This is a genomic window from Deinococcus arcticus, from assembly GCF_003028415.1.
Taxonomy (GTDB): domain Bacteria; phylum Deinococcota; class Deinococci; order Deinococcales; family Deinococcaceae; genus Deinococcus; species Deinococcus arcticus.
In genome coordinates this window covers 47,328-67,161 of the sequence record NZ_PYSV01000003.1, presented here as the reverse complement: position 1 = coordinate 67,161, position 19,834 = coordinate 47,328, and the positions used below count along the sequence as shown (strand labels likewise).

At 70.5% G+C, this 19,834-nt stretch carries 20 protein-coding genes; 11 read left to right on the top strand and 9 right to left on the bottom strand.

Annotated features, from left to right (window positions below; genetic code table 11):
- Window positions 1–268: 268 nt before the first annotated feature.
- The 3 genes from msrP to C8263_RS03975 all read left to right on the top strand — a co-directional run bounded on the left by msrP (window position 269) and on the right by C8263_RS03975 (window position 2,321).
- Complete coding sequence (gene msrP / locus C8263_RS03985) at window positions 269–1,258, top strand: protein-methionine-sulfoxide reductase catalytic subunit MsrP (RefSeq protein ID WP_107136825.1); 990 nt, start codon at window positions 269–271, stop codon at window positions 1,256–1,258.
- A gap of 29 nt (window positions 1,259–1,287) precedes the next feature.
- Window positions 1,288–1,875: a protein-methionine-sulfoxide reductase heme-binding subunit MsrQ gene (gene msrQ, locus C8263_RS03980; RefSeq protein ID WP_503487461.1), complete on the top strand. Its 588-nt coding sequence runs from the start codon at window positions 1,288–1,290 to the stop codon at window positions 1,873–1,875.
- 65 nt (window positions 1,876–1,940) lie between these two features.
- On the top strand, window positions 1,941–2,321 hold the full coding sequence (locus tag C8263_RS03975) for a hypothetical protein (RefSeq protein WP_107136824.1): 381 nt from the start codon (window positions 1,941–1,943) through the stop codon (window positions 2,319–2,321).
- Between the two features lie 418 nt (window positions 2,322–2,739).
- Here the strand turns inward: C8263_RS03975 and C8263_RS03970 are convergent, their stop codons facing one another.
- From C8263_RS03970 to hspR, 5 genes are all read right to left on the bottom strand, one after another.
- Window positions 2,740–3,633, bottom strand: a complete 894-nt coding sequence (locus C8263_RS03970) for an ABC transporter permease (RefSeq protein WP_107136823.1) — start codon at window positions 3,631–3,633, stop codon at window positions 2,740–2,742.
- A 336-nt stretch (window positions 3,634–3,969) separates the two neighbouring features.
- Window positions 3,970–5,025, bottom strand: coding sequence for an ABC transporter permease (locus C8263_RS03965; RefSeq protein ID WP_107136822.1), 1,056 nt, complete (start codon window positions 5,023–5,025; stop codon window positions 3,970–3,972).
- Entirely contained in the window at window positions 5,022–6,596 is a 1,575-nt protein-coding gene (locus C8263_RS03960) for an ABC transporter ATP-binding protein (protein ID WP_233218634.1), read from the bottom strand. Before C8263_RS03960 ends, C8263_RS03965 begins: the two co-directional genes overlap by 4 nt.
- Window positions 6,597–6,672: 76 nt before the next feature.
- Entirely contained in the window at window positions 6,673–7,512 is an 840-nt protein-coding gene (locus C8263_RS03955) for a metallophosphoesterase (protein ID WP_107136820.1), read from the bottom strand.
- A gap of 143 nt (window positions 7,513–7,655) precedes the next feature.
- Window positions 7,656–8,426 carry a heat shock protein transcriptional repressor HspR, fused homodimer type gene (hspR, locus tag C8263_RS03950; protein ID WP_233218633.1) on the bottom strand — a complete coding sequence of 257 codons (771 nt, stop codon included), beginning with the start codon at window positions 8,424–8,426 and terminating at the stop codon, window positions 7,656–7,658.
- Between the two features lie 103 nt (window positions 8,427–8,529).
- Here hspR and C8263_RS03945 point away from each other — a divergent pair, with 103 nt between their 5' ends.
- The 3 genes from C8263_RS03945 to C8263_RS03935 all read left to right on the top strand — a co-directional run bounded on the left by C8263_RS03945 (window position 8,530) and on the right by C8263_RS03935 (window position 11,121).
- A complete protein-coding gene (locus tag C8263_RS03945) occupies window positions 8,530–9,888 on the top strand; it encodes a dipeptidase (protein ID WP_107136819.1) in 1,359 nt (452 codons plus the stop codon).
- Between the two features lie 79 nt (window positions 9,889–9,967).
- Window positions 9,968–10,561 (top strand): phosphoribosylglycinamide formyltransferase, encoded by a 594-nt coding sequence (gene purN / locus C8263_RS03940; protein WP_107136818.1) that lies wholly within the window; start codon window positions 9,968–9,970, stop codon window positions 10,559–10,561.
- Window positions 10,558–11,121: a DUF402 domain-containing protein gene (locus C8263_RS03935; RefSeq protein WP_107136817.1), complete on the top strand. Its 564-nt coding sequence runs from the start codon at window positions 10,558–10,560 to the stop codon at window positions 11,119–11,121. The genes purN and C8263_RS03935 overlap by 4 nt, the downstream gene beginning before the upstream one ends.
- Window positions 11,122–11,311: 190 nt before the next feature.
- Here the strand turns inward: C8263_RS03935 and C8263_RS19795 are convergent, their stop codons facing one another.
- The 3 genes from C8263_RS19795 to ada all read right to left on the bottom strand — a co-directional run bounded on the left by C8263_RS19795 (window position 11,312) and on the right by ada (window position 13,561).
- The gene (locus C8263_RS19795) at window positions 11,312–11,929 is read right to left on the bottom strand and encodes a DMT family transporter (RefSeq protein WP_269845089.1); all 618 of its coding nucleotides are present in this window, start codon (window positions 11,927–11,929) and stop codon (window positions 11,312–11,314) included.
- Window positions 11,930–11,937: 8 nt separating this feature from the next.
- On the bottom strand, window positions 11,938–12,327 hold the full coding sequence (locus C8263_RS03925; protein WP_107136815.1) for an EamA family transporter: 390 nt from the start codon (window positions 12,325–12,327) through the stop codon (window positions 11,938–11,940).
- Between the two features lie 181 nt (window positions 12,328–12,508).
- Entirely contained in the window at window positions 12,509–13,561 is a 1,053-nt protein-coding gene (gene ada / locus C8263_RS03920; protein ID WP_107136814.1) for a bifunctional DNA-binding transcriptional regulator/O6-methylguanine-DNA methyltransferase Ada, read from the bottom strand.
- A gap of 148 nt (window positions 13,562–13,709) precedes the next feature.
- Between ada and C8263_RS03915 the strand changes: the two genes are divergently transcribed.
- From C8263_RS03915 to C8263_RS03905, 3 genes are all read left to right on the top strand, one after another.
- Entirely contained in the window at window positions 13,710–14,189 is a 480-nt protein-coding gene (locus C8263_RS03915; protein ID WP_107136813.1) for a DUF4442 domain-containing protein, read from the top strand.
- 97 nt (window positions 14,190–14,286) lie between these two features.
- Window positions 14,287–14,709, top strand: a complete 423-nt coding sequence (locus tag C8263_RS03910) for a VOC family protein (protein WP_199188302.1) — start codon at window positions 14,287–14,289, stop codon at window positions 14,707–14,709.
- Complete coding sequence (locus C8263_RS03905; protein WP_107136812.1) at window positions 14,706–15,080, top strand: VanZ family protein; 375 nt, start codon at window positions 14,706–14,708, stop codon at window positions 15,078–15,080. Before C8263_RS03910 ends, C8263_RS03905 begins: the two co-directional genes overlap by 4 nt.
- A 9-nt stretch (window positions 15,081–15,089) precedes the next feature.
- Here C8263_RS03905 and C8263_RS03900 read toward each other — a convergent pair whose 3' ends face one another.
- Window positions 15,090–15,809 carry a DUF2247 family protein gene (locus C8263_RS03900; protein WP_107136811.1) on the bottom strand — a complete coding sequence of 240 codons (720 nt, stop codon included), beginning with the start codon at window positions 15,807–15,809 and terminating at the stop codon, window positions 15,090–15,092.
- A gap of 133 nt (window positions 15,810–15,942) precedes the next feature.
- Between C8263_RS03900 and C8263_RS03895 the strand changes: the two genes are divergently transcribed.
- The gene (locus tag C8263_RS03895) at window positions 15,943–16,893 is read left to right on the top strand and encodes an AAA family ATPase (RefSeq protein ID WP_107136810.1); all 951 of its coding nucleotides are present in this window, start codon (window positions 15,943–15,945) and stop codon (window positions 16,891–16,893) included.
- A gap of 11 nt (window positions 16,894–16,904) precedes the next feature.
- On the top strand, window positions 16,905–19,754 hold the full coding sequence (locus tag C8263_RS03890; protein WP_233218632.1) for a transglutaminaseTgpA domain-containing protein: 2,850 nt from the start codon (window positions 16,905–16,907) through the stop codon (window positions 19,752–19,754).
- Window positions 19,755–19,834 lie beyond the last annotated feature (80 nt).

Below are 19,834 nucleotides of genomic sequence, written 5' to 3'. Positions count from 1 at the left end.
TTCATTGTGCCTTCATGCCTGGGCAGATACCAGGGGCTGTCTGGCCGCCCTGATCCCCTGTTCGGTGCCCCGGGTGACGGTGGCCTGATCCAGAACACGCCACCATGCATATCGCCTGTCAGGTAGACGCCGGTGGCGCCGTTTTGCCCTGCGGTTCAGACCCAACGAGGCGGCAAGGCGCGCGGCGCCTCCCGGGCGTGCCGGGGCCCCTCAGTGCTGTTCCGGGTTGAAAAGTGCAACAGACGCGAGCCCTCTCAGGAGGCCCCCCATGACTGATCCCCACGAACCCGAGACCCCGCCCACCGAGCCCCGCCTGCTGCCCGAAGGGGCGCCCAACCCCCGCCGGGAATTTCTGCGCAGCGCGGCCCTGTTTACCGTGACGGCCGGGGCCCTGGGAGGCGGTCTGGAACTGCTGACCCGCCGCCCCGGTGCCGGCAGCGCCGAGGCGCAGGGCGCTGACCCCTTTGCCCGCCCGGCCCGGCCTCTGGGTCCCTACGACACTGCCGAGCCGGTGACGCCCTACCGGCAGGCCACCACCTACAACAACTTCTATGAACTGGGCACCGACAAGGCTGACCCGGCCCGGCTGGCCGGCAGCCTGAAGCCCCGGCCCTGGACCGTGCGCATTGACGGCGAGGTGCGCAAACCCCAGACCGTGGATATAGACACCCTGCAGTCGTGGTTTCCCCTGGAAGACCGCATCTACCGCATGCGCTGTGTGGAGGGCTGGAGCATGGTGATGCCGTGGCTGGGCTTTCCGCTGGCCGCCCTGATCCGGCGCATGGAGCCCACGGGCAAGGCGAAATATGTGCAGTTCACGGCCCTGCTGGACCCCAAGCAGCTGCCGGGTCAGCGCCAGCCCATTCTGAAATGGCCCTACGTGGAGGGGCTGCGGCTGGACGAGGCGCTGCATCCCCTGGCCTTTATGGCCGTGGGGCTGCACGGACGCGTGCTGCCCGGCCAGAACGGCGCGCCGCTGCGGCTGGCGGTGCCCTGGAAATACGGCTTCAAAAGCATCAAGAGCATCGTGCGCATTACCCTGACCGAGAAACAGCCGCAGACCACCTGGGCGCTGGCCGCCCCGCAGGAATACGGCTTTTACGCCAACGTGAACCCGGCTGTGCCGCACCCCCGCTGGAGCCAGGCCACCGAGCGGCGCATTGGTGAGCTGGGGCGGCGCAAGACCCTGCCGTTCAACGGCTACGCCGAGCAGGTGGCGGGGCTGTACCGGGGCATGGACCTGCGGAGACTGTTCTGACCCGTCCCCGCGCGCCCCTGGGGTGGCTGGTGCCGGCGGTGGTCACGGGCGGGCTGCTGCCGGCCGCCATGCTGGTGCTGGACGCCTTCACGGGTGCCCTGGGGGCCAACCCCATTCAGCGCGCCACGCAGCAAAGTGGTCTGCTGGCCCTGGCGCTGCTCCTGCTGTCGCTGGCCTGCACCCCGCTGCGGCGCCTGAGCGGCTGGACGTGGCCGGCCCGGGTGCGCAAGAGCCTGGGGCTGCTGGCCTTCGGCTACGCCGCGCTGCACCTGCTGATCTACCTGCTGGACCACGGCTTTTCCCCTGCCCAGATGGCCGAGGACGTGCTGGAGCGGCCCTTTATCACGGCGGGCTTCACGGCGCTGCTGCTGCTGGTGCCCCTGGCCCTGACCAGCACGCCCCGCGCGGTGCGGCGCCTGGGCTTTGCCCGCTGGACGCGGCTGCACCAGCTGGTGTACGTCTCGGTGGGGCTGGCCACGCTGCATTACTACTGGGGTGTGAAGCGGGACCACACGCCCCCGCTGGTGGCGGCGGCCATCCTGGCGGGCCTTTTTCTGGCGCGCTGGTGGGGGCGGCCCCGGGGGCGCGGGGCCCGGTCGTCCCGGGCTGGCCCCTGATATTCGCCCATGGGTGCGCACCTGCCCCTCCCTTCCGGCGCCCCCGGCGGTAGCATGGGCCCCGAATGATCCCCAGTGCCCTCCTGCTGACCCTGGCCCTGGGCGCCCCCACCCTGGACGTGCGGGTGAGCGCCCAGCCCGGCACCACCTTCAGCGCGCTGGCGCCCTCCACCGTGACCGTGAACGTGGGAGGCCGTGACCACGTCAGGCCCCTGCGCGGCGTGCCCGATCCCAGCACCCCGGATGCCTACACCCGGCTTTTGCCCGCCCGCCTGACCCTGCCGGCAGGCACGCGCGGCCCGGCCACGGTGCGCCTGCGCCTCTTTCTGTGCGACAAGGCGCGGGGCCTGTGCACCGTGCAGGAGCAGACCCGCCGCGTGCTGCTGACGCCGGGCCGGGCACTGGTGGTCGCCTTCAATGCGGCGCCGCAGGGCTGGCAGCCTTAGAGCCGCCTAATACGGACTGCCGTCCATTTCCGTCACATCCGGGAAAGAGCCGGATGTTCCTCCAATTTCCGGACATCCGTCTCTTTTCCTCCTCCCTCCGGTCGGAAAAATTCCGTAATATGTTCCGGAATTTTTCGGAATCCGTATAAGTCCCTCGCTGCCAAGCCCCCGATGAACCGAGCGGGCGGGGACAGCGGCGCCGCAGCGCGAGTGGTGAACACAGGGCCTCGCACCGGGCATGCAACCGTTGCTGCGCTGTCCTGAACCGTTGGCCTGGGGGAGGGGCGAGGGACTTAAGGACGTTGCCCCTCATGGTGCGAATTTTCAGGAGAGTACCGAAAAGTCTCCACTCCCGGTGCAACGTACTTTTTTCGAGACTCGCTTCGCTCGGTTGATCTAAAGATCAACAGCGAACGACTTAGCGTTCGCCGCGCACGTAGGGGCGGCCCAGGGCGGCTGGAGCGTCGCCCGCCTGACCGCGCAGGCCCGCCAGCGCCAGCACCACCAGCACCAGCACGAAGGGCATGGCGCTGAAAACCTCGGTGGGAATGGGGCTGTTGCCCTGGAGGCGAAACTGCAGGTAGTACAGCAGCCCGAAAAACAGAGCGCCCGCCACGGCCCGCAGCGGCCGCCAGCCCACAAAAATCACCAGCGCCACGGCAATCCAGCCCAGCCCGGCTGTCATGTTGTCGGCCCACGAGGAGCGGTAGGCCAGCGCCAGAAAGGCCCCGGCCAGCCCCGCCAGGGCGCCGCCGCCCAGCACTGCCAGCGTGCGCACCAGGCCCACGTTCACGCCCAGCACATCGGCCGCCGCTGGGTTCTCACCCACCGAGCGCAGCGTCAGGCCTGACCTTGTGGCCGCCAGCCAGAAGGCCAGGCCCGCCGCCAGCAGCAGGGCCGCCGCCGTGAAGGGGCTCAGGGCGAAGCCGCCCAGCGACCAGTCGGGCACCTTGTTGAACAGGGGCAGCCCCTCAAAGCGCTTGCCCAGCAGGCCCGCCGCTCCGGTGCCGATCAGGGCCAGTGCCAGGCCGCTGACAAACTGGTTGGCCCGCAGCGTCACCGTGGCCAGCGCATGCAGCGCCGAGAGCCCGGCGCCCGCTGCCATGGCCGCGCCCACCGCCAGCCACAGATTGGCGTCCGGGGCGCTGGCGGCCACCGCAAAGGCGGCCAGCGCCCCCACGGCCATCAGGCCCTCCACGCCCAGATTCACCACCCCGGCGCGTTCATTCACGATGGCGCCCAGGCAGGCGAGCAGCAGCGGCGTGCCCACCGCCAGGGCGCGGGCAAAAGCTTCAATGATCAGGGTGTCCATGGGGGGCTCCAGGTGGGGGAGTGTGGGGTGTGGGCCGTGGGAACACAGGGGGGTGCGGGGCGCAGGAGGCGGGGCGCGCAAAGAGCGGGGCTTGACAGGCCCACTGGGCCGCGTCAGGCGGTTTCACTGCCATCTGCCATCTGCCATCTGCCATCTGCCATCTGCCATCTGCCATCTGGCCACCCCACCTAAGTAGCTCGCAGTTGATCTTTAGATCAACCAAGCGGACTGGAACAGCTGCGCAGCAGAGCGAGAAGCGAAAAAAGTGCCTCGCACCGGGAATGGAAACGTTTCTGCGCCCTTCTGAAACGTTGGACTGGGGGAGGGGCGAGGCACCTATCCCCGGCCCCACACCACGCGGTGGCGCACAAAAACCTCGCCCGAGATCAGGCACAGCAGAATCACGCCGCTGAAGATGTCCACCACGCGAAACGGCAGGTTCAGGTCGATTTTCAGCAGGTCGCCGCCCGCCAGGATGACGCCCATCAGGGGCGCAGTCAGCAGGCACAGGGCGGGGTGCCCGCGCGCCAGCCACGCCACGATGACGGCGGTAAAGCCGTAGCCCAGGCTGATCTGCCCGGCTTCCAGCAGGCGGTGGTGAATGCCTGCCACCTCGCCCGCGCCAGCCAGCCCCGCCAGTCCGCCGGTCAGCAGGGCCACCAGGGTCGCTATGCGCGCCGCATTCAGGCCCGCGTAGCGCGCGGCGCCCGGGTTCTCGCCCACCACCCGCAGGGCGTAGCCGAAAGTCGAGCGCGTGAGCAGCCACTGCAGCCCCAGCGCCAGCACGATGCCCAGCCCCAGCGTGGGCCAGTGCACCTGGGTGCCGCCCAGGGTGGGCAGCCAGCCAGCCGCCGGAAAGTCGTCGGTGCGAATGTAGCCCTGCACGTTCCGGCCTTTCCAGGGCCCGGCGATCAGGTAGGTGACCAGGGCCACGGCCACGTAGTTGAGCATCAGGGTGGACAGAATCTCGTTGACGCTGGCCCGGCGCAGCGCGGCGGCCAGCAGCGCCCACAGCCCGCCGCCCAGGAACCCCGCCAGGAACATGGCCGGCAGCAGCACCACAGCGGGCAGCGGCAGAAACAGGGCCGTGCCGGCGGCAAACACCGCGCCCAGCAGCAGCTGGCCCTCGGCGCCAATGTTGAAGAACTGTGCCCGGAAGGCCAGCGCCAGCCCCGCGCCGATCAGCAGCAGGGGAATGGTCCGGCGCGCCACCTCGGCCAGCCCAATCGCGTCGCCCAGCGTGCCGCGCAGCATGGTGCTGTACACCGTGCCCGGCGCCTGCCCCGCCAGGGCAAACACCAGCGCGCACACCAGCAGCGCTGCCGTCACCGAGGCCAGCGTGACCAGCGCGGCGCGCCCCGGCGAGGGGCGGCTCAGGGGCACCAGCCTCATGCGCCCACCGCCGCGCCCGCCCCGGGCAGGCTGTGGGGGTGGGCCCCACCCATCAGCAGCCCCAGCGACTCACGGCTGACCTCGTGCACGGCAAAAGGCCCGCGCAACTCGCCGCCCACCATCACCGCCACCCGGTCCGAGAGGCTGAGCAGCTCATCCAGATCTTCACTGACCAGCAGCACCCCGGCTCCCTCCCCGGTGCGCGAGAGCAGCGTGCGGTGCACCTGATCGGTGGCGCCAATGTCCAGGCCGTACGTGGGATGCACCGCCAGAATCAGGCGGGGGGCCCCGGCCAGTTCGCGCGCCAGAATGAGCTTCTGAATGTTGCCGCCGCTGAGCAGCCGCACCGGGGTGTGCAGGCCCGGGGTGGCCACAGCGTAGGTTCCGATCTCGCGCCGCGCCCGCTCGTTGGCCGCTGCCAGGTCGCGGGCCAGCCCCCGGCTCATGGGCGGGCGGTCGTAGTCGCGCAACGACAGGTTCTCGGTGACGGTCATGCCCGGTACGGTGCCGCTGTGCAGGCGGTCTTCGGGAATGTGGGCCACGCCCGCCCGGAAGCGCTCGGCGGCGCCGCCGCCCAGGGGCTGGCCGCCGAGCGTGACGGTGCCGCTCGCCGGGTGCAGGCCGGCCAGCACCTCCACCAGTTCGCTCTGGCCGTTGCCAGCAATTCCGGCAATGCCCAGCACCTCACCCGCGCGCAGGTCAAAGGACACGCCGCGCAGCACCTCCAGGCCCCGGCCCCCAGCCGCGCGCAGCCCCTGCACGCTCAGCAGGATCGGGGCCGCGTCTGGCACCGCGCTGGCCTCCCGCTTGCGGGCGAAATCCACGCTGCGGCCCACCATCAGCTCGGCCAGGGCTTCGCGGGTGGCGCCCGCCGTGCTCTGGCCGCCCACCACCCGGCCCCGGCGCAGCACCGTCACGCGGTCGGCCACGGCCAGCACCTCGTCCAGCTTGTGAGAGATGAAAATGAGGCTGTGCCCCGAAGCGCGCAGTTCGCGCATCACCGCAAACAGGGCGTTGGCTTCCTGGGGGGTCAGCACGCTTGTGGGCTCGTCCAGAATCAGCACGCGGGCGCCGCCCAGCAGGGCGCGCAGGATTTCCACCCGCTGCTTTTCCCCGGGCGAGAGGTCGGCCACGCGCGCCGCTGGATTGACTTCCAGGCCGTAGCGCGCCGCAAGGTCCGCCACGCGCGCGGCCACCCGCCGCGCCGGAAACAGGCCGCCGCCCGCCCCCAGCGCCAGATTCTCGGCCACCGTATGCCGGGCCACCAGCAGCGGGTGCTGCGGCACCAGCCCAATGCCCAGGCGCCGCGCCTGCGCCGGGCTGCCAATCTGCACGGCGCGCCCCGCCACTTCCAGGGTGCCCTCATCGGGCTGGTACAGGCCATACAGCATGGAAATCAGGGTGCTTTTGCCCGCGCCGTTCTCACCCAGCAGGGCCAGCACCTCACCCGGGGCCACGGTCAGGTCCACACGGTCGTTGGCCACCACGCCGGGAAAGCGCTTGGTCACCCCGCGCAGGTGCAGGGCGGGCGGGCCAGGGTCAGGTGGGGGCGGGGCAGGGGGCAGGCTCACGCCCGCCATCCTGTCACAGCGGTCCTGGGCGGGTCACGTCCGGGTCAGGCAGGGGGCAGCCCCCGGGCGCCCCGTCTCAGTACACCGGGGTGCCGCTGGGGAAAGTCACCACGTCGGCCAGGCCGTCGGCGTCCAGGCGCACGATAAACCCGGCGTCCTCGCGGTAGGCCATGCCGCTGTCCACGGCCAGACACAGGCGCCCGGCGTAGGGAATGGGCGCGCCGGCGCCCAGGGTGGGGCCGTGCAGGTGTTCATCCAGCAGCACGTACACCGGCGTGTGCCCGTGCACGATGCGCTGGCCGCCAAAGGTGCTCAGCATGCGCCGGGCCTTGGTGTCGCCGCCGCCCAGCACAAAGGCAAAGCGCTCGGTAAAGGCGTTCAGAAACACGCCCCAGTCGTCGGGGTTGGCGTGGGCCAGCACGGCCTGCACGCTGGCGTTCACGTCCTCAATGGTGCCGCCCATCTTCAGGTACACCATGGAATCGGCGTGCACCAGCAGCCAGTCGCCCACCCGCAGCATGGCGGGGCGCTCGGCCAGCCAGCCCAGTTCGGCGGGTTCAATCTGGTCGGCGTCTCTGGGCTGGCCGCCGTTTTCCATCCAGTATTCACGGAACCCCAGGCGGTCGTGGGGATCGCCCTGCTTGAACACCAGCGCGGCCAGGAACATCACCTCGTGGTTGCCCAGCAGTGCGCTCACCTGCCCGCCTGCCGCGCGCGCCTGTCCCTCCAGCCCCCGGATCAGGCGGATGACCCCCACGCCGTTGGCACCCCGGTCCACGTAATCGCCCAGAAAGACGAGGTGGGTGTCGCCGCCGGTCCACTGCCCGCCAAAGTCAATCAGGCCCGCGCGCAGCAGCAGGGCGCGCACCTTGTCGTAGGCGCCGTGAATATCGCCCACCACCCACAGGGGTCTCATACGGCGCTCCCAGGGGCGCGCGGGGTCATGCCGGCCCCCCGGTCTGACCGCTTCGGTTCACGCTGAACGCCGCTCTGCACATGCCGAAGTGTACCCGCCAGGGCGCCCGGGTGTGGCGCGGCCCCCCACTTCTCCGGGCCGTTTCATGTGGGGTCGTCCGCACCGGGCTCATGGGGATCGGGGTCGCTGGCGGGGGAGCCGCCCTGCAGCGTCTCATCGGCGTCCTGGCCCTGCGGCAGCGTGCGCCACTTGGTCATGCGCTCGGTGATGTCGTCCTGAATGCGCCGGACGTTCGTTTCCAGCCCCGAACGCGCCGCGTCCAGCTGGTGGCGCAGGCGCATGATTTCTTCCACGCCCGCCAGATTCACGCCCAGTTCCTGGGTCAGGCGGCGAATCTCGCGCAGGTGTTCAATGTCGCGCTCGCTGTACAGCCGCGTCTTGCCGCTGCTGCGCCCGGGGCGGATCAGCTGCTTGCGCTCGTACAGCCGCAGGGTCTGGGGGTGCATGTCCACCAGTTCCGCCGCAATGGAAATCACGTAGACGGGGCGGTCGCGCGGGTCCAGTCGCCCGTCGGGGGCGGGCAGGGCGCCGGGGCGGGCGGCCTGCTGGCGCAACTCGCCCTCAAGGCGCTCAATCTCGGCCTCGAATTCGCCCTGCAGGTCGTCCAGCTCGTGTTGCAGGCGCATGACCTCTTCCACGCCCGCCAGATTCACGCCCAGTTCCTGGGTCAGGCGGCGAATCTCGCGCAGGTGCTCAATGTCGCGCTCGCTGTACAGCCGGGTTTTGCCACTGCTGCGCCCGGGACGAATCAGACCCTTGCGCTCGTACAGCCGCAGGGTCTGGGGGTGCATATCCACCAGTTCCGCCGCCACGGAAATCACGTATACGGGCCGATGTTTGGCGTCAGAGGGCATAACCTCCCTTGAGTATACCGGAAGCAGTGTTTTTGACAGCGCCGGCTCCCAGTGCCGGCCCCCGGCTGGACGTCCCCCTGCCCATAGCCCGTATCATCGCCCCATGACCACCGCCGACCTCAGCGCCCTGCTGAACCGTGAGCAAGCCGACGCCGAACTGTTTGACCTGCTGCGCATTCCCAGCGTCAGCGCTGACCCGACCCGGAGGGCCGAGATGGGCCAGGCCGCCGAGTTTCTGCGCGCCAAGCTCTCGGGCCTGGGCTTCAGCGCCCGCGTAGACGCCACCGCCGGGCACCCGGTCGTGTACGCCGAGCACCTCAAGGCCCCCGGCAAGCCCACGGTCCTGATTTACGGCCACTACGACGTGCAGCCCGAAGCCCCGCTGGAAGAATGGGTGACGCCCCCCTTTGAGCCGACAGTGCGCAACGGCCGTATCTACGCGCGCGGCAGCACCGATGACAAGGGCCAGGCCTATGCGCACGTCAAGGGTGCCGAGCTGCTGCTGGCCCAGGGCGAGCTGCCGGTGAACGTGAAATTCCTGCTGGAAGGCGAGGAGGAGATTGGCAGCCCCAACCTCGAAGCCTACCTGCGAGAGCACGAGGCCGAGCTGAAAGCCGACGTCATTGTCATCAGCGACGGCAGCCGCTTTGCGCCGGAGATTCCCACCATCACGTATGGGGTGCGCGGCCTGAGCTACGTGGAAATCCACGTCCAGGGCGCCAACCGCGACCTGCACAGCGGCTCTTACGGCGGCGCGGCGCCCAACCCCATCAACGCGCTGGCCGAGATTATTGCGAAGCTCAAAGACGACCAGGGCCGCGTGACCATTCCCGGCTTCTATGACGGCATTGATGAACTGACCGAGGAAGAGCGCGGGATGTGGAGCAGCCTGCCCCACAGCGACGACGAGTTTGCCGCCAGCATCGGCGTGCCCGCGCTGCCCGGCGAGGCCGGGTATTCCACCCTGGAGCGCCTGTGGGGCCGCCCCACGCTGGACGTGAACGGCATCTGGGGCGGCTACCAGGGCGAAGGCAGCAAGACCGTGATTGCCGCCAAGGCGGGCGCCAAGGTCAGCATGCGCCTGGTGCCTGGGCAGGACCCCGAGCGCATCACTCAACTCATTACGGACTACGTGCCCACCATCGCCCCAGCGGGCGTCACCGCCAAGGTGGTGCCTCATCACGGCGGACGGCCCTTCAAGTTTGACCTGAACAGTCCCTACAACCAGGCGGCCAACCGCGCCCTGAAGCGCGTCTATGGCCGCGAAGCCGTGTTCGCCCGCACCGGCGGCAGCATTCCGATTGTGGCCGCCTTTGCCGACATCCTGCGCGCACCCGTCCTGTTCGTGGATATGGGCCTGAACGAGGATGCCCCCCACAGCCCCAACGAGAGCTTTGCCGTGCAGGACTACCATAACGGCATTCTGACGAGTGCGTATCTGTTGCAGGAGTTAGGCCAGTGAGGGTTGTGGGTTGTCGGTCGTGGGCTGTGCGGGGGTTCCTACAACCGACAACCCACAGCCCACAGCCCCTGGAGCGCCCATGAACCTCGCCTTTCTCGCTTCGCACGGCGGCAGCGCGGCGCGGCACCTGACGGCGGCGTGTCGGGAGGGGCGGTTGAGCGCCACGCCCGTCGCGCTGGTCAGCAACAACAGCCGCAGCCCGGCGCTGGGGTGGGCACGCGAGGCCGGGCTGCGCACGGCGCACCTCAGCAGCGCCCGCCACCCGGACCCCGATGAGCTGGACGCGGCGATTCTGGCCTTTCTGGTGGACGCCGGGGCCGACACACTGGTCCTGAGCGGGTATATGCGGGAAATCGGCCCGCAGGTGCTGACCCACTTTGCGGGGCGGCTGCTGAACATTCACCCCAGCCTGCTGCCGCGCCACGGTGGGCGGGGCATGTACGGCGACCGCGTACACGAAAGTGTGCTCGCGTCTGGCGACACGGAAAGCGGGGCGACCGTGCATCTGGTCACGGCGGGCATTGACGAGGGGCCGATGCTGGCCCAGGCGCGTGTGCCGGTGTTGCCGGGCGATACCCTGGACACCCTGAAGGCCCGCGTGCAGGCGGTGGAAGGCGACCTGATGCTGCGCGCCGTGCAGGAGCTGGCGGCTCAGAGGGCGGCAGCGACATGAAGCGGAAGGTCTTCGACCTGCGGCCCTGGTCGCGCGCCGTGCGCAGCAGCCAGAGTGTGGTGCGGGTGCCGGGGCACGTCATCGTGGACTTCACGGCCCACGAGGTCGCAAAACCCAAGGACGTGTCCTTTGGCGACCAGACCATCCGCATTCTCGACCACGGCTTTCGCTGGGTGCGCGTTCATCCTGCGGGCAGCGGCGAAGGGCGGCCGGGCAGCGCCCTGAGCGCCATGCTGGATGAAACGGGTTTACCCCGGCAGCTGTACGTGGACCTGCACGGCGGCGAAGGGCTGGGCGAGGACGGTCTGCCCTGGCATGACGACCTCTACCTGGACGTGATTGGCAACTGGGTGGTGGGGGAGGCCGGGCACGGCACGGTGACTGAGGCGCACATCATTGACGGCGAGGATCTGGAGGAAGCGGTGGCGGCTGGCCTGGTCAGCCCCTCGCAGGCCGAGGCCACCTGGGCGCACGCCCGGGAGATTCAGGCCGGGTTGCTGGCGGGCACCTACCCGCCCCTGGCCGTGCTGCGGCGCTACCTGGAAGACCCGTATACCTGATCCAGATGCCCTCTGTTTTGTTGACACACCACGACACAGCTGCTCTGTCAACCTCACGCCCGGAAGCCGTTTTCTTCCACTCGTTCCGCCTGGAATGAATCGTTCGCAAAAGGGTTCACTCCAAGTCCGTCTGAACAGCAAAAATTCGTGGTGCCCCGTCAGAGAATCTCGTCTGCGGGGCACCCTCTGTTCAGGCCCTGGCGGTCATTCCCCAGCGCTTGAGCGTCACCACGCCAGTCACCAGGCTGACGCTGGCCAGAATCAGCCCGGAGCCTGTCAAGCTCCAGACCGTCAGCGGTTCGTTCAGCAGCCACGCGCCCCACACCAGGCCAAAAGCGGGCGAGAGGTACGTGACCATCATGGCCCTGGTCGGCCCCACGCGCTGAATCAGACCGAAGGACAGCAGGGAGGCGGCAGCCGTGGACAGTAGCGCCAGGGCCAGCACCGCCGCGATCACTGTGCCGGACGGCGCCGCCTGGGGCGGAGCAAACGGCAGCGCGGGCAGCAGCAATGCCGCTGCGCACAGCTGGCTGTACAGGGCCAGGGCCAGTGGAGACGTGCCCGTCATATGGACTTTGGTGTACACGGCCGCCACCCCGTACAGCAGCGCCCCCAGCAGTGAGGCCCCCACAGCCAGCGGCACAGCGGGCGACGCTGCGACGGGCCCCAGCCCCACCAGGACTGCCACGCCATACAGGCCCAGCAGCAGGCCTGCCCCCTGGCCCCAGGTCAGGCGTTCGCGCAGCCAGAGTGCGGCGACCAGTGCCCCGAACAGCGGCGTGGTGGCATTGAAGTAACTCGCTGCCAAGCCCCCGATCAACCGAGCGGAGCGAGTGGCGAGAAAAGTGCCTCGCACCGGGAATGGAAACGTTTCTGCGCCCTTCTGAAACGTTGGAATGGGAGGTGCGAGGCACTTGGCGTGGCGGCCAGCGACGCAGGCAGATGCACGGTGGCGCTAGCGATGAGCAGGAAGGGCAGCGCCGAGTTCAGTGCCCCAATGGCCAGGAAATGCCGCCACTGGGCGCGGAATGTGGGCACCCGGCGCGTCAGCAGGGCAAAGGCGAGCAGTGCGAGCCCCGCCAGCAGCACCCGCAATTCAATCAGCAGAACAGGGCCAAGCACCGGGGCTGCCACCCGCATCAACAGAAATGAACCGCCCCACAGGGCCGACAGCAGCAGCAGGGCGCTCAGGTCACGAACAGACACAGGGACACCTCCGCACCGGGGAAGGGCGTGTAGAGAGAGTAGGGTGGCTCAGGGGTTGGCTGCCCGCTGGCCAATGAATCGGCCGCACCAGCGATTCATTCCGGGCAGGCTTGGAGGGCGGCGCAGCAGCGCTGAGGGGCAAGATTTCCGGGAGGTCCAGCGCTTTCCAGCCCCAGGCGTCTCAGGCCACGGGGCCAGCCGCTTCCCGGTCCAGCAGGGCGCGTTTGCGGTCGGTGCCCCAGCGGTAGCCGCCCAGCGCGCCGCTGCTGCGCAGAACGCGGTGGCACGGCACCACCAGCCCCACTGGGTTGGCCGCGCACGCCTGCGCCACGGCCCGCACCGCCTGGGGCTGCCCGATTATCTGGGCCACCTGGGCATACGAGCGGGTCTGACCGTAGGGAATGGTCTTCAGCGCCGCCCAGACCCGCTGCTGAAAGGCCGTGCCTGCTGGTTCCAGGGGCAACGCCAGTTCGGGCCTGGCCCCCACAAGGTGGGTCGCCAAGGCGTCTACGTAGGGGGCCAGCGCCGCCTCATCCTGCTTGAGCGTGGCCTTCGGGTATTCGGTGCGCAATTCGGCTTCTAGAGTGCTCACCTCGCCAAACCGCACCGCCACCAGGCCCCGCTGGGTGGCCGCCACCAGCAGCGGCCCCAACACGCTCTGGGTGACGGCAAACGTGATGGTCTGCCCTTCACCTCCGGCGCGGTACTGGCCCGGTGACATGCCCAGCTGGTCGGTGGCGGGGTCATACAGGGTGCGTGGTGAGGCGTGGCCGCCGTCATACAGCGCCGCCGTCACGCTGGCCCCCGCCTGCAGGTGCGCCTTGGTGCGCGCCGCGCGCTGGGCGATGGCGTACTGCTTGAGACTGACGCCGGTGGCGGCTTTAAACACCCGTTGCAGGTGAAACGGGCTGAGGCCCACGGCGGCGGCCAACCCTACCAGCGAGGGGGTGGGTTCAGCCGTGTCCAGCAGATGTTGCGCGTGGGCCACCGCCTGCTGCGCCGCGCTGATGTGCGCCGGGGTGCACCGGCGACAGGCCCGGAATCCAGCGGCGGCCGCATCCTCCAGTGAGGGGAAGATGGCGACGTTCTCGCGTTTGGGTCGTCGTGACGGGCACGATGGCCGGCAGAAAATACCTGTCGAGCGCACGCCGTAATAAAACTGGCCGTCGTGCGCGGCGCTGCGGCTCTGCACCGCCTGCCACTGCAGATCGGTTGGGGCGTTGGTATGGGTCATGGGGGCTCCTTCCTTTGGCCGCAGCGTAGCGGGAGCGGCCCAGCGCGGGCTATCCGTTTCTTGCGTTCAAAGTGGCTGCGCCCAGGGCACGCGGGCCCTATACTTGAACCGAGTTCAAAAACCCGTACTCCCCCCAGGAGGTTTTCCCATGACCCAAGCTGCCACCCTGCCCGCCTTTGCCGCTGCCGCCGTGAAAAAAGCCCTGCACGACATTCCCATGAACGCCACTGTGGGCGTGCAGATTACCGAGGTCGGCGTGGGCTGGGCCACCGGCCAGGCGCCCGACACGGCGCCCTTTCGCAACCACCTGGGCACCATTCATGCGGGCGCGCAGTTTCTGCTGGCCGAGGCGGTCAGTGGCGCGGCCTTCGCGGGCGCCTTTGCCGCGCAGCTGATGTCGGCGGTGCCCCTCATCGAGAAGCTGGAAACCCATTACGTGAACCGCGCGCAGGGCGATGTGCGTGCCCGCGCCGAGGCCGCTGACGCGGGCGCCATTGCCCAGGCCCACGCCGACTTTGCCCGTGACGGCAAGGCCCGGCTGGTGCTGAATGTCAGCGTGCAGGACGGTGAGGACAAGGAAGTCATGCGCGCCGTGGCCCACTGGTACATTCGCGCCCGGCCGCAGTAAGGGGAGTGGGCGTGGGGAAAGGGTCTGCGCCCTCTTCTGCCCGCCTCAAGCATGCTCGCCTGGGCGCCCCGCCGCCAATTCGTATTAGCCTGCGCGCATGTCTGTGCTGCTGCTGGATCATGTTGCCATTGCCACTCCCGATCTGGACACCGGCGCCGCGCCGTATGTGGCGCTGGGCATAAAGGTTGAAGGACCGGATGAAGAGGTGCCGGGCCAGGGCGTGCGCGTGCGGGCCTATGTGGTGGGGGACACCCTGATTGAGCTGCTCTCGCCCACCCGGCCCGACAGCCCTATTGCCACTTTCCTGGAGAAAAGGGGCCCGGGCCTGCATCACACCGCCTACCGCGTGGCTGACCTGGACGCCGAGATGGCGCGCCTGACTGCCGAGGGCGCACGCTTTCTGCAAGCGGCCCCGGTGCCAGGCCGCGCCGGGTCGCGCGTGGCGTTCCTGCACCCCAGATGGGGCCAGGGCACCCTGATTGAGCTGGTGGAACATCCGCAGGGCGGGAGGCACGATTGAGCCGCCCCCGGCCCCTGTGGTGGGTGCCCGCGCTGGGCCTGATGGCGGCCATCTGGTATTTCAGCGGGCAGCCGCAGACGCCGGGGCCCCGGCTGGTGCATCCCCTGGACTGGGGCGCGCATTTTCTGACCTACCTGGCGCTGGGCTTCTGCCTGACGCGGGCCACCGGGCGCCGGGGGGTCGCCCTGGTGCTGGCCGCCTGGTTTGGCGCGCTGGACGAGGTGCATCAGGCGTTTGTGCCGCCCCGGGAGGCCGGGGTCACCGACTGGCTGTTTGATGTGGCCGGGGCGTGGCTGGGGGGCCGGGTGGCGGCGCCGGCAAGTAGGGGCGAGGAAGAGAACGCGGGGGCCCCGGCGACTCCGCGTGGTTAGGAGCGGCGCTCAGGGTCTGCTGGGAAGCCGCAGCGCTTCCTGGACCCGCCTCCTGAGCTGTTCTGCATTGAACTGGGCCACGCGGGCTTGCCAGTCCTGGGGGCGCCTCAGCAACCCTCTTTCCATCTGCAGCAGATCAAGGCGCTGCTGCGCTCCACGCTGAACGTCCGCCAGGGCCTGGGCCTGGGTGTGAAGGGCAGGCAGATGGCCCGCGTCCCGCAGCTGCCGCGCGGTTTCCAGCAGTTTTTCCTGCGCCGCCGCCCACTCGTCCAGCTGGCGGCGGGTGAGGTTCAGTCCGCCGTGTTCATCGGCCATCTCGTCGTCAGAGGCGAGGAAAGGTTCAAGGAGCGGCAGGTCCAGCGGTGTGCCGGTGTGCTCCCAGACGTCGTGCAGGGCGCGCAGCTGGTTGTAGACCTCTAAGTCCTCCTCGCCTGTGATGCTGTCAAGCTGCGCCAGCGTCCACTTCAGCCGCACCACCTGCCACTCCCTGAGGGCAAAAAATTCAGGCCAGTCTTCCCGGTCGGCCAGGCGCTGTAAGGTGGCCTGCAGGTCTGCCCTGGGGGTCTGTGGGTGGCCGGAGATCAGCTCGGACACCAGCATCAACTCCTCGCCAGTCGCCAGGAGCAGGCGCTCCTGTGCAAAGGCTTGCAGCTCTGGCGTGCTCAGCCAGTGGTCGGGCCAGCCCCTGAGCAGGGCGGACCAGCTCAGGGTGTGCGGCAGCAGCTTCATCGCCCCAGCATAGGGCCCGTGGCCAGCCGCCCCGGCTCCCTACAGTCCACACCCTGCACCCCCTTTCACCTCTCCTGAAGCCTGAGCGCAGGGTTGCAGTTTTGTCAGACCCTGCCCGCTACGCTGCGGGCCTATGACCACCCTGCCTCTGGCCCCGCCCGCGCCTGCCCGCCACGCGGCGGCGCTGCAGGCCGCCCTGACCCAGCTTGAAGGCGTGATTCTGGGCAAGGGCCCCCAGATTCGCCTGGCCCTGAGCTGCCTGCTGGCGCGCGGCCACCTGCTGATCGAGGACCAGCCCGGGGTGGGCAAGACCACGCTGGCCCAGGCGCTGGCGCGCACCTGCGGCCTGCACTTTCGCCGGGTGCAGTTCACGGCTGACCTGCTGCCCGCCGACCTGACCGGCGTGTCGGTGTGGGACGCGCCCAGTGCGTCGTTCCGCTTTATCGAGGGGCCGGTGTTCAGCGAACTGCTGCTGGCCGACGAGATCAACCGCGCCACCCCCCGCACCCAGGGAGCGCTGCTGGAAGCCATGGAGGAACGTCAGGTCTCGGAAGGCGGCGTGACCCGGCCCCTGCCGCAGCCCTTTTTCGTGATTGCCACCCAGAACCCGGCCGCCTTTGTGGGCACCAGTCCGCTGCCCGAAGCACAACTGGACCGCTTTCTGATGACCGTGACCCTGGGCTACCCGGACGTGCGCGCCGAGCGGCTGCTGCTGGAAACCGGCGGGCGCAGCCTCGCCGTGCGCGATCTGCCGGCCGTGCTCAGCGCGCCCGTGCTGCTGGCCATGCAGGCCGAGGTGGACCGGGTTCACGCGGCGGGCCCGCTGCTGGATTACCTGCAGGTGCTGGCCCGCGCCACCCGCGAGCACCCGGCGCTGGCCGGCGGCCTGAGCCCGCGCGGCCTGCTGGCGCTGCTGGCGGCGGCCAGAGGGTGGGCGTATCTGGCCGGGCGCAGCATGGTGCTGCCCGAGGACGTGCAGGCAGTCTTTGTGCCGCTGGCCGCCCACCGCCTGACCCTGCGCGATCCGGCCACGCCGCTGCCCCGCGTGCTGGAGCGGCTGCTGGCCGACACGCCCATTCCTTGAAGGGCCCCGCCGTGGCTGCCCCGCCCCTGACCCTGCGGCCCACCGGCTTTGGCGTGGCCTTTTTGCTGGTCATTCTGCTCACCCTGATCGGCTGCGTGAACTATGGCCTGAGCCTGGGCTACGGCCTGACCTTTCTGCTGGGCGGCGTGTGGGTCATGAGCGCCACCCAGGCCCTGCGCGCCGCGCGTGGCGTGGCCCTCACCCTGCACCCGCCGCCCAGCGCCACCGCCGGGGGCGAGGTTGCCGTGCAGGTGACGGTCAGTGGCGGCGGCGACGGCGCCCTGGGCCTGAGCCTGCGCGGCGGGCAGCAGCGTGCGGCAGGCACCTGGGCCCTGGTGGGGGAGGCGGGGCCCCTCACGCTGGCCCTGCCCACCCCGCGCCGGGGCCCACTGACCGTGAGCGCCGCCGCGCAGGTGTATGACCGCCTGGGGCTCTGGCGCGTGCCGCTGCCGGCTCCCGCGCCCCTGACCCTGCTGGTCCACCCGGCCCCCGAGGTGGGGGCCCCGCCCGCCCCGGCGCGCACCCTGCCCGGGGCAGGCGAGGGCGGAGGCCGCACGAAGGGCGACGAGGAGTTTGCGGGGCTGCGGCCCTACGCCCCGGGCGACTCGCCCCGGCAGGTGTCGTGGCGGCACGTGGCGCGCACCGGCGCCCTGCTGACCCGTGAAACCGACGCCGCGCAGGGCCGCGCCCGCCTGCTGGACTGGGCCGACACGGCCGGCCCCCCCGAAGCCCGGCTGTCGCGCCTGAGCGCCTGGGTGGCGGAACTGGGGCGCCAGGGCGTGCCGTTTGCCCTGCAACTGCCGGGGGCCCAGCTGCCTGCGGGCCAGGGCGAGGCCCACGCCCTGGCGGCCGGGCGCACCCTGGCCCTGCACGCCCCGCTGCCCGCCGAAGAGCCGGCCAAGGCGGCCCCCACCCCCGGGGCCCCCAGCCCGGCCGCCCTGCGCGGCACCCTGCTGGCCCTGGCCCTGACCCTGGCCCCCACCGCCCTGCGCGCGCCCGTGTGGCTGAGCGCGGTGGTCGCGGCCCTGCTGCTGCACGCCGCATGGCGCACCCGCCCGGCCGCGCCCCGGCCGCCCCTGCCCACCTGGGTGCTGGGGCTGCTGGCCGTGGGCGGCGGCGCGGCCCTGAACGCCGTGTACGGCACCCTGCTGGGGCGCGACGCGGGCACCGCCTTTCTGGCCTTGTTGCTGGCCCTGAAAGTGGCCGAGAGCCGCACCCGCCGCGACGGCCAGCTGCTGGTGCTGCTGGGGCTGTTTACCACCAGCACGCACTATTTCTTCAGCCAGGGGCCGCTGACAGCCGCGCACACCGTGCTGTCGGCGGCGCTGCTGCTGGCCGCGGTGCCCGCGTGGCGCGTGCCCGGCGCGGGGCGGGGCCGCCTGGGGCTGGACCGCGCCGCCCTGGGCCGGGCCACCACCCTGCTGGGGCTGGCCGCGCCGCTGGCCCTGGCCCTGTTCGTGCTGTTTCCGCGCCCCGAAGCGCCGCTGTGGCAGTTGCCGGTGCAGGGACAGGCGGTGTCCGGCCTGTCCAGCGAGATCCGCGCCGGCGAGTTCAGCAACCTGGCCCAGAGTGACGCTGTGGCCTTTCGCGCCGACTTTGACGGGGCCCCGCCCCCGCAGCAGGCCCTGTACTGGCGCGGCCCCGTTTACGAAGCCTATGACGGCCAGACGTGGCGGCAGGTGCGCGGCGGCCGGATCAGCCCCAGCGTGGAGCCCACCGGCCCGGCGCAGCGCTACACCCTGACCCTGGAACCCAGCGGCACGCCGTGGCTGCTGGCGCTGGATGTGCCCACCCGCGTGCCGGACGGGGCCTTTTTATCCACTGCCTTTCAGGCCGTAACTTTTCGCCCGGTCACCGCCCGGCGGCGCCTGGACCTGGAAAGCCGACCGGCCCGTCTGGGCCGCCAGGAAGACGCCGAGCGGCTGAACTTCAACCTCTTTCTGCCCCAGGCCCAGAGCCCGCGCGCGGCGGCGCTGGGCCGCTCCTGGCAGGGGCTGGCCCCCGGGGCGCGGGTGCAGGCAGGCCTGAAGTACCTGCGTGAGGGGGGCTTTACCTATACCCTCTCGCCGCCCACACTGCCCGCCCAGGACCGCATAGACGCCTTTTTGTTCAGTGCCCGCACCGGCTTTTGCGAGCACTACGCCAGCGCCTTTGCCTTTCTCATGCGCGCCGCTGGCCTGAGTGCCCGCGTGGTGGGCGGCTACCAGGGCGGCGAACTGAACCCCCAGGGCGACTACCTGATCGTGCGCCAGCGCGACGCCCACGCCTGGACCGAGGTGTGGCTGCCCGCTCAGGGCTGGGTGCGCGTGGACCCCACGGCGGCCATTGCCCCGGCGCGGGTGCAGGCCGGGCTGCAGACAGCCCTGACCCGCCCGGACGCCACCACGCCGCTGGCCCCCAGCGCCCTGTCGCGGCTGCGGCTGCGCCTGGACGCCCTGCAGAACCGCTGGAACGAACTCGTGGTGGACTACGACGGCGAGCGGCAGGCTGGCCTGCTGGCCCGCGCCGGCCTGGGGGGGGTGGGCCAGCCTGCCTACCTGCTGCTGCTGCCGGTGGTGGTGGCCCTGACCCTGCTGCCGGCCCTGGCCCTGCTGCGCCGCCGCGCCGCGCCGGCGGACCCGGCCGCCCGCCTGCTGCACGACCTGACCGGCCGCGCCGGCCTGCCCCGGGCGCCGGGCGAGACGGCCGCCGCCTACGTGGCCCGCTTAAGTGCCCTGGCCCCCGAACAGGCGCCCGCCCTGCAGGCCGTGTTGCGGGCCTACCACGCCGCGCGCTACGCCCCGGGCGACCCCGCAGGCCCCCTGGCCGAGTTGCGCGCAGCCGTGCGCCGGGTGCGTCGCCTGGGCCAGGGGCGCCGGTAGGGCCTGGGCACTCTTCAGGGTGTTCACCCCTGACTTTGCGCCGGGCCTCCCGCTTGTAGGCCCACCACTGCCGAAAGGGC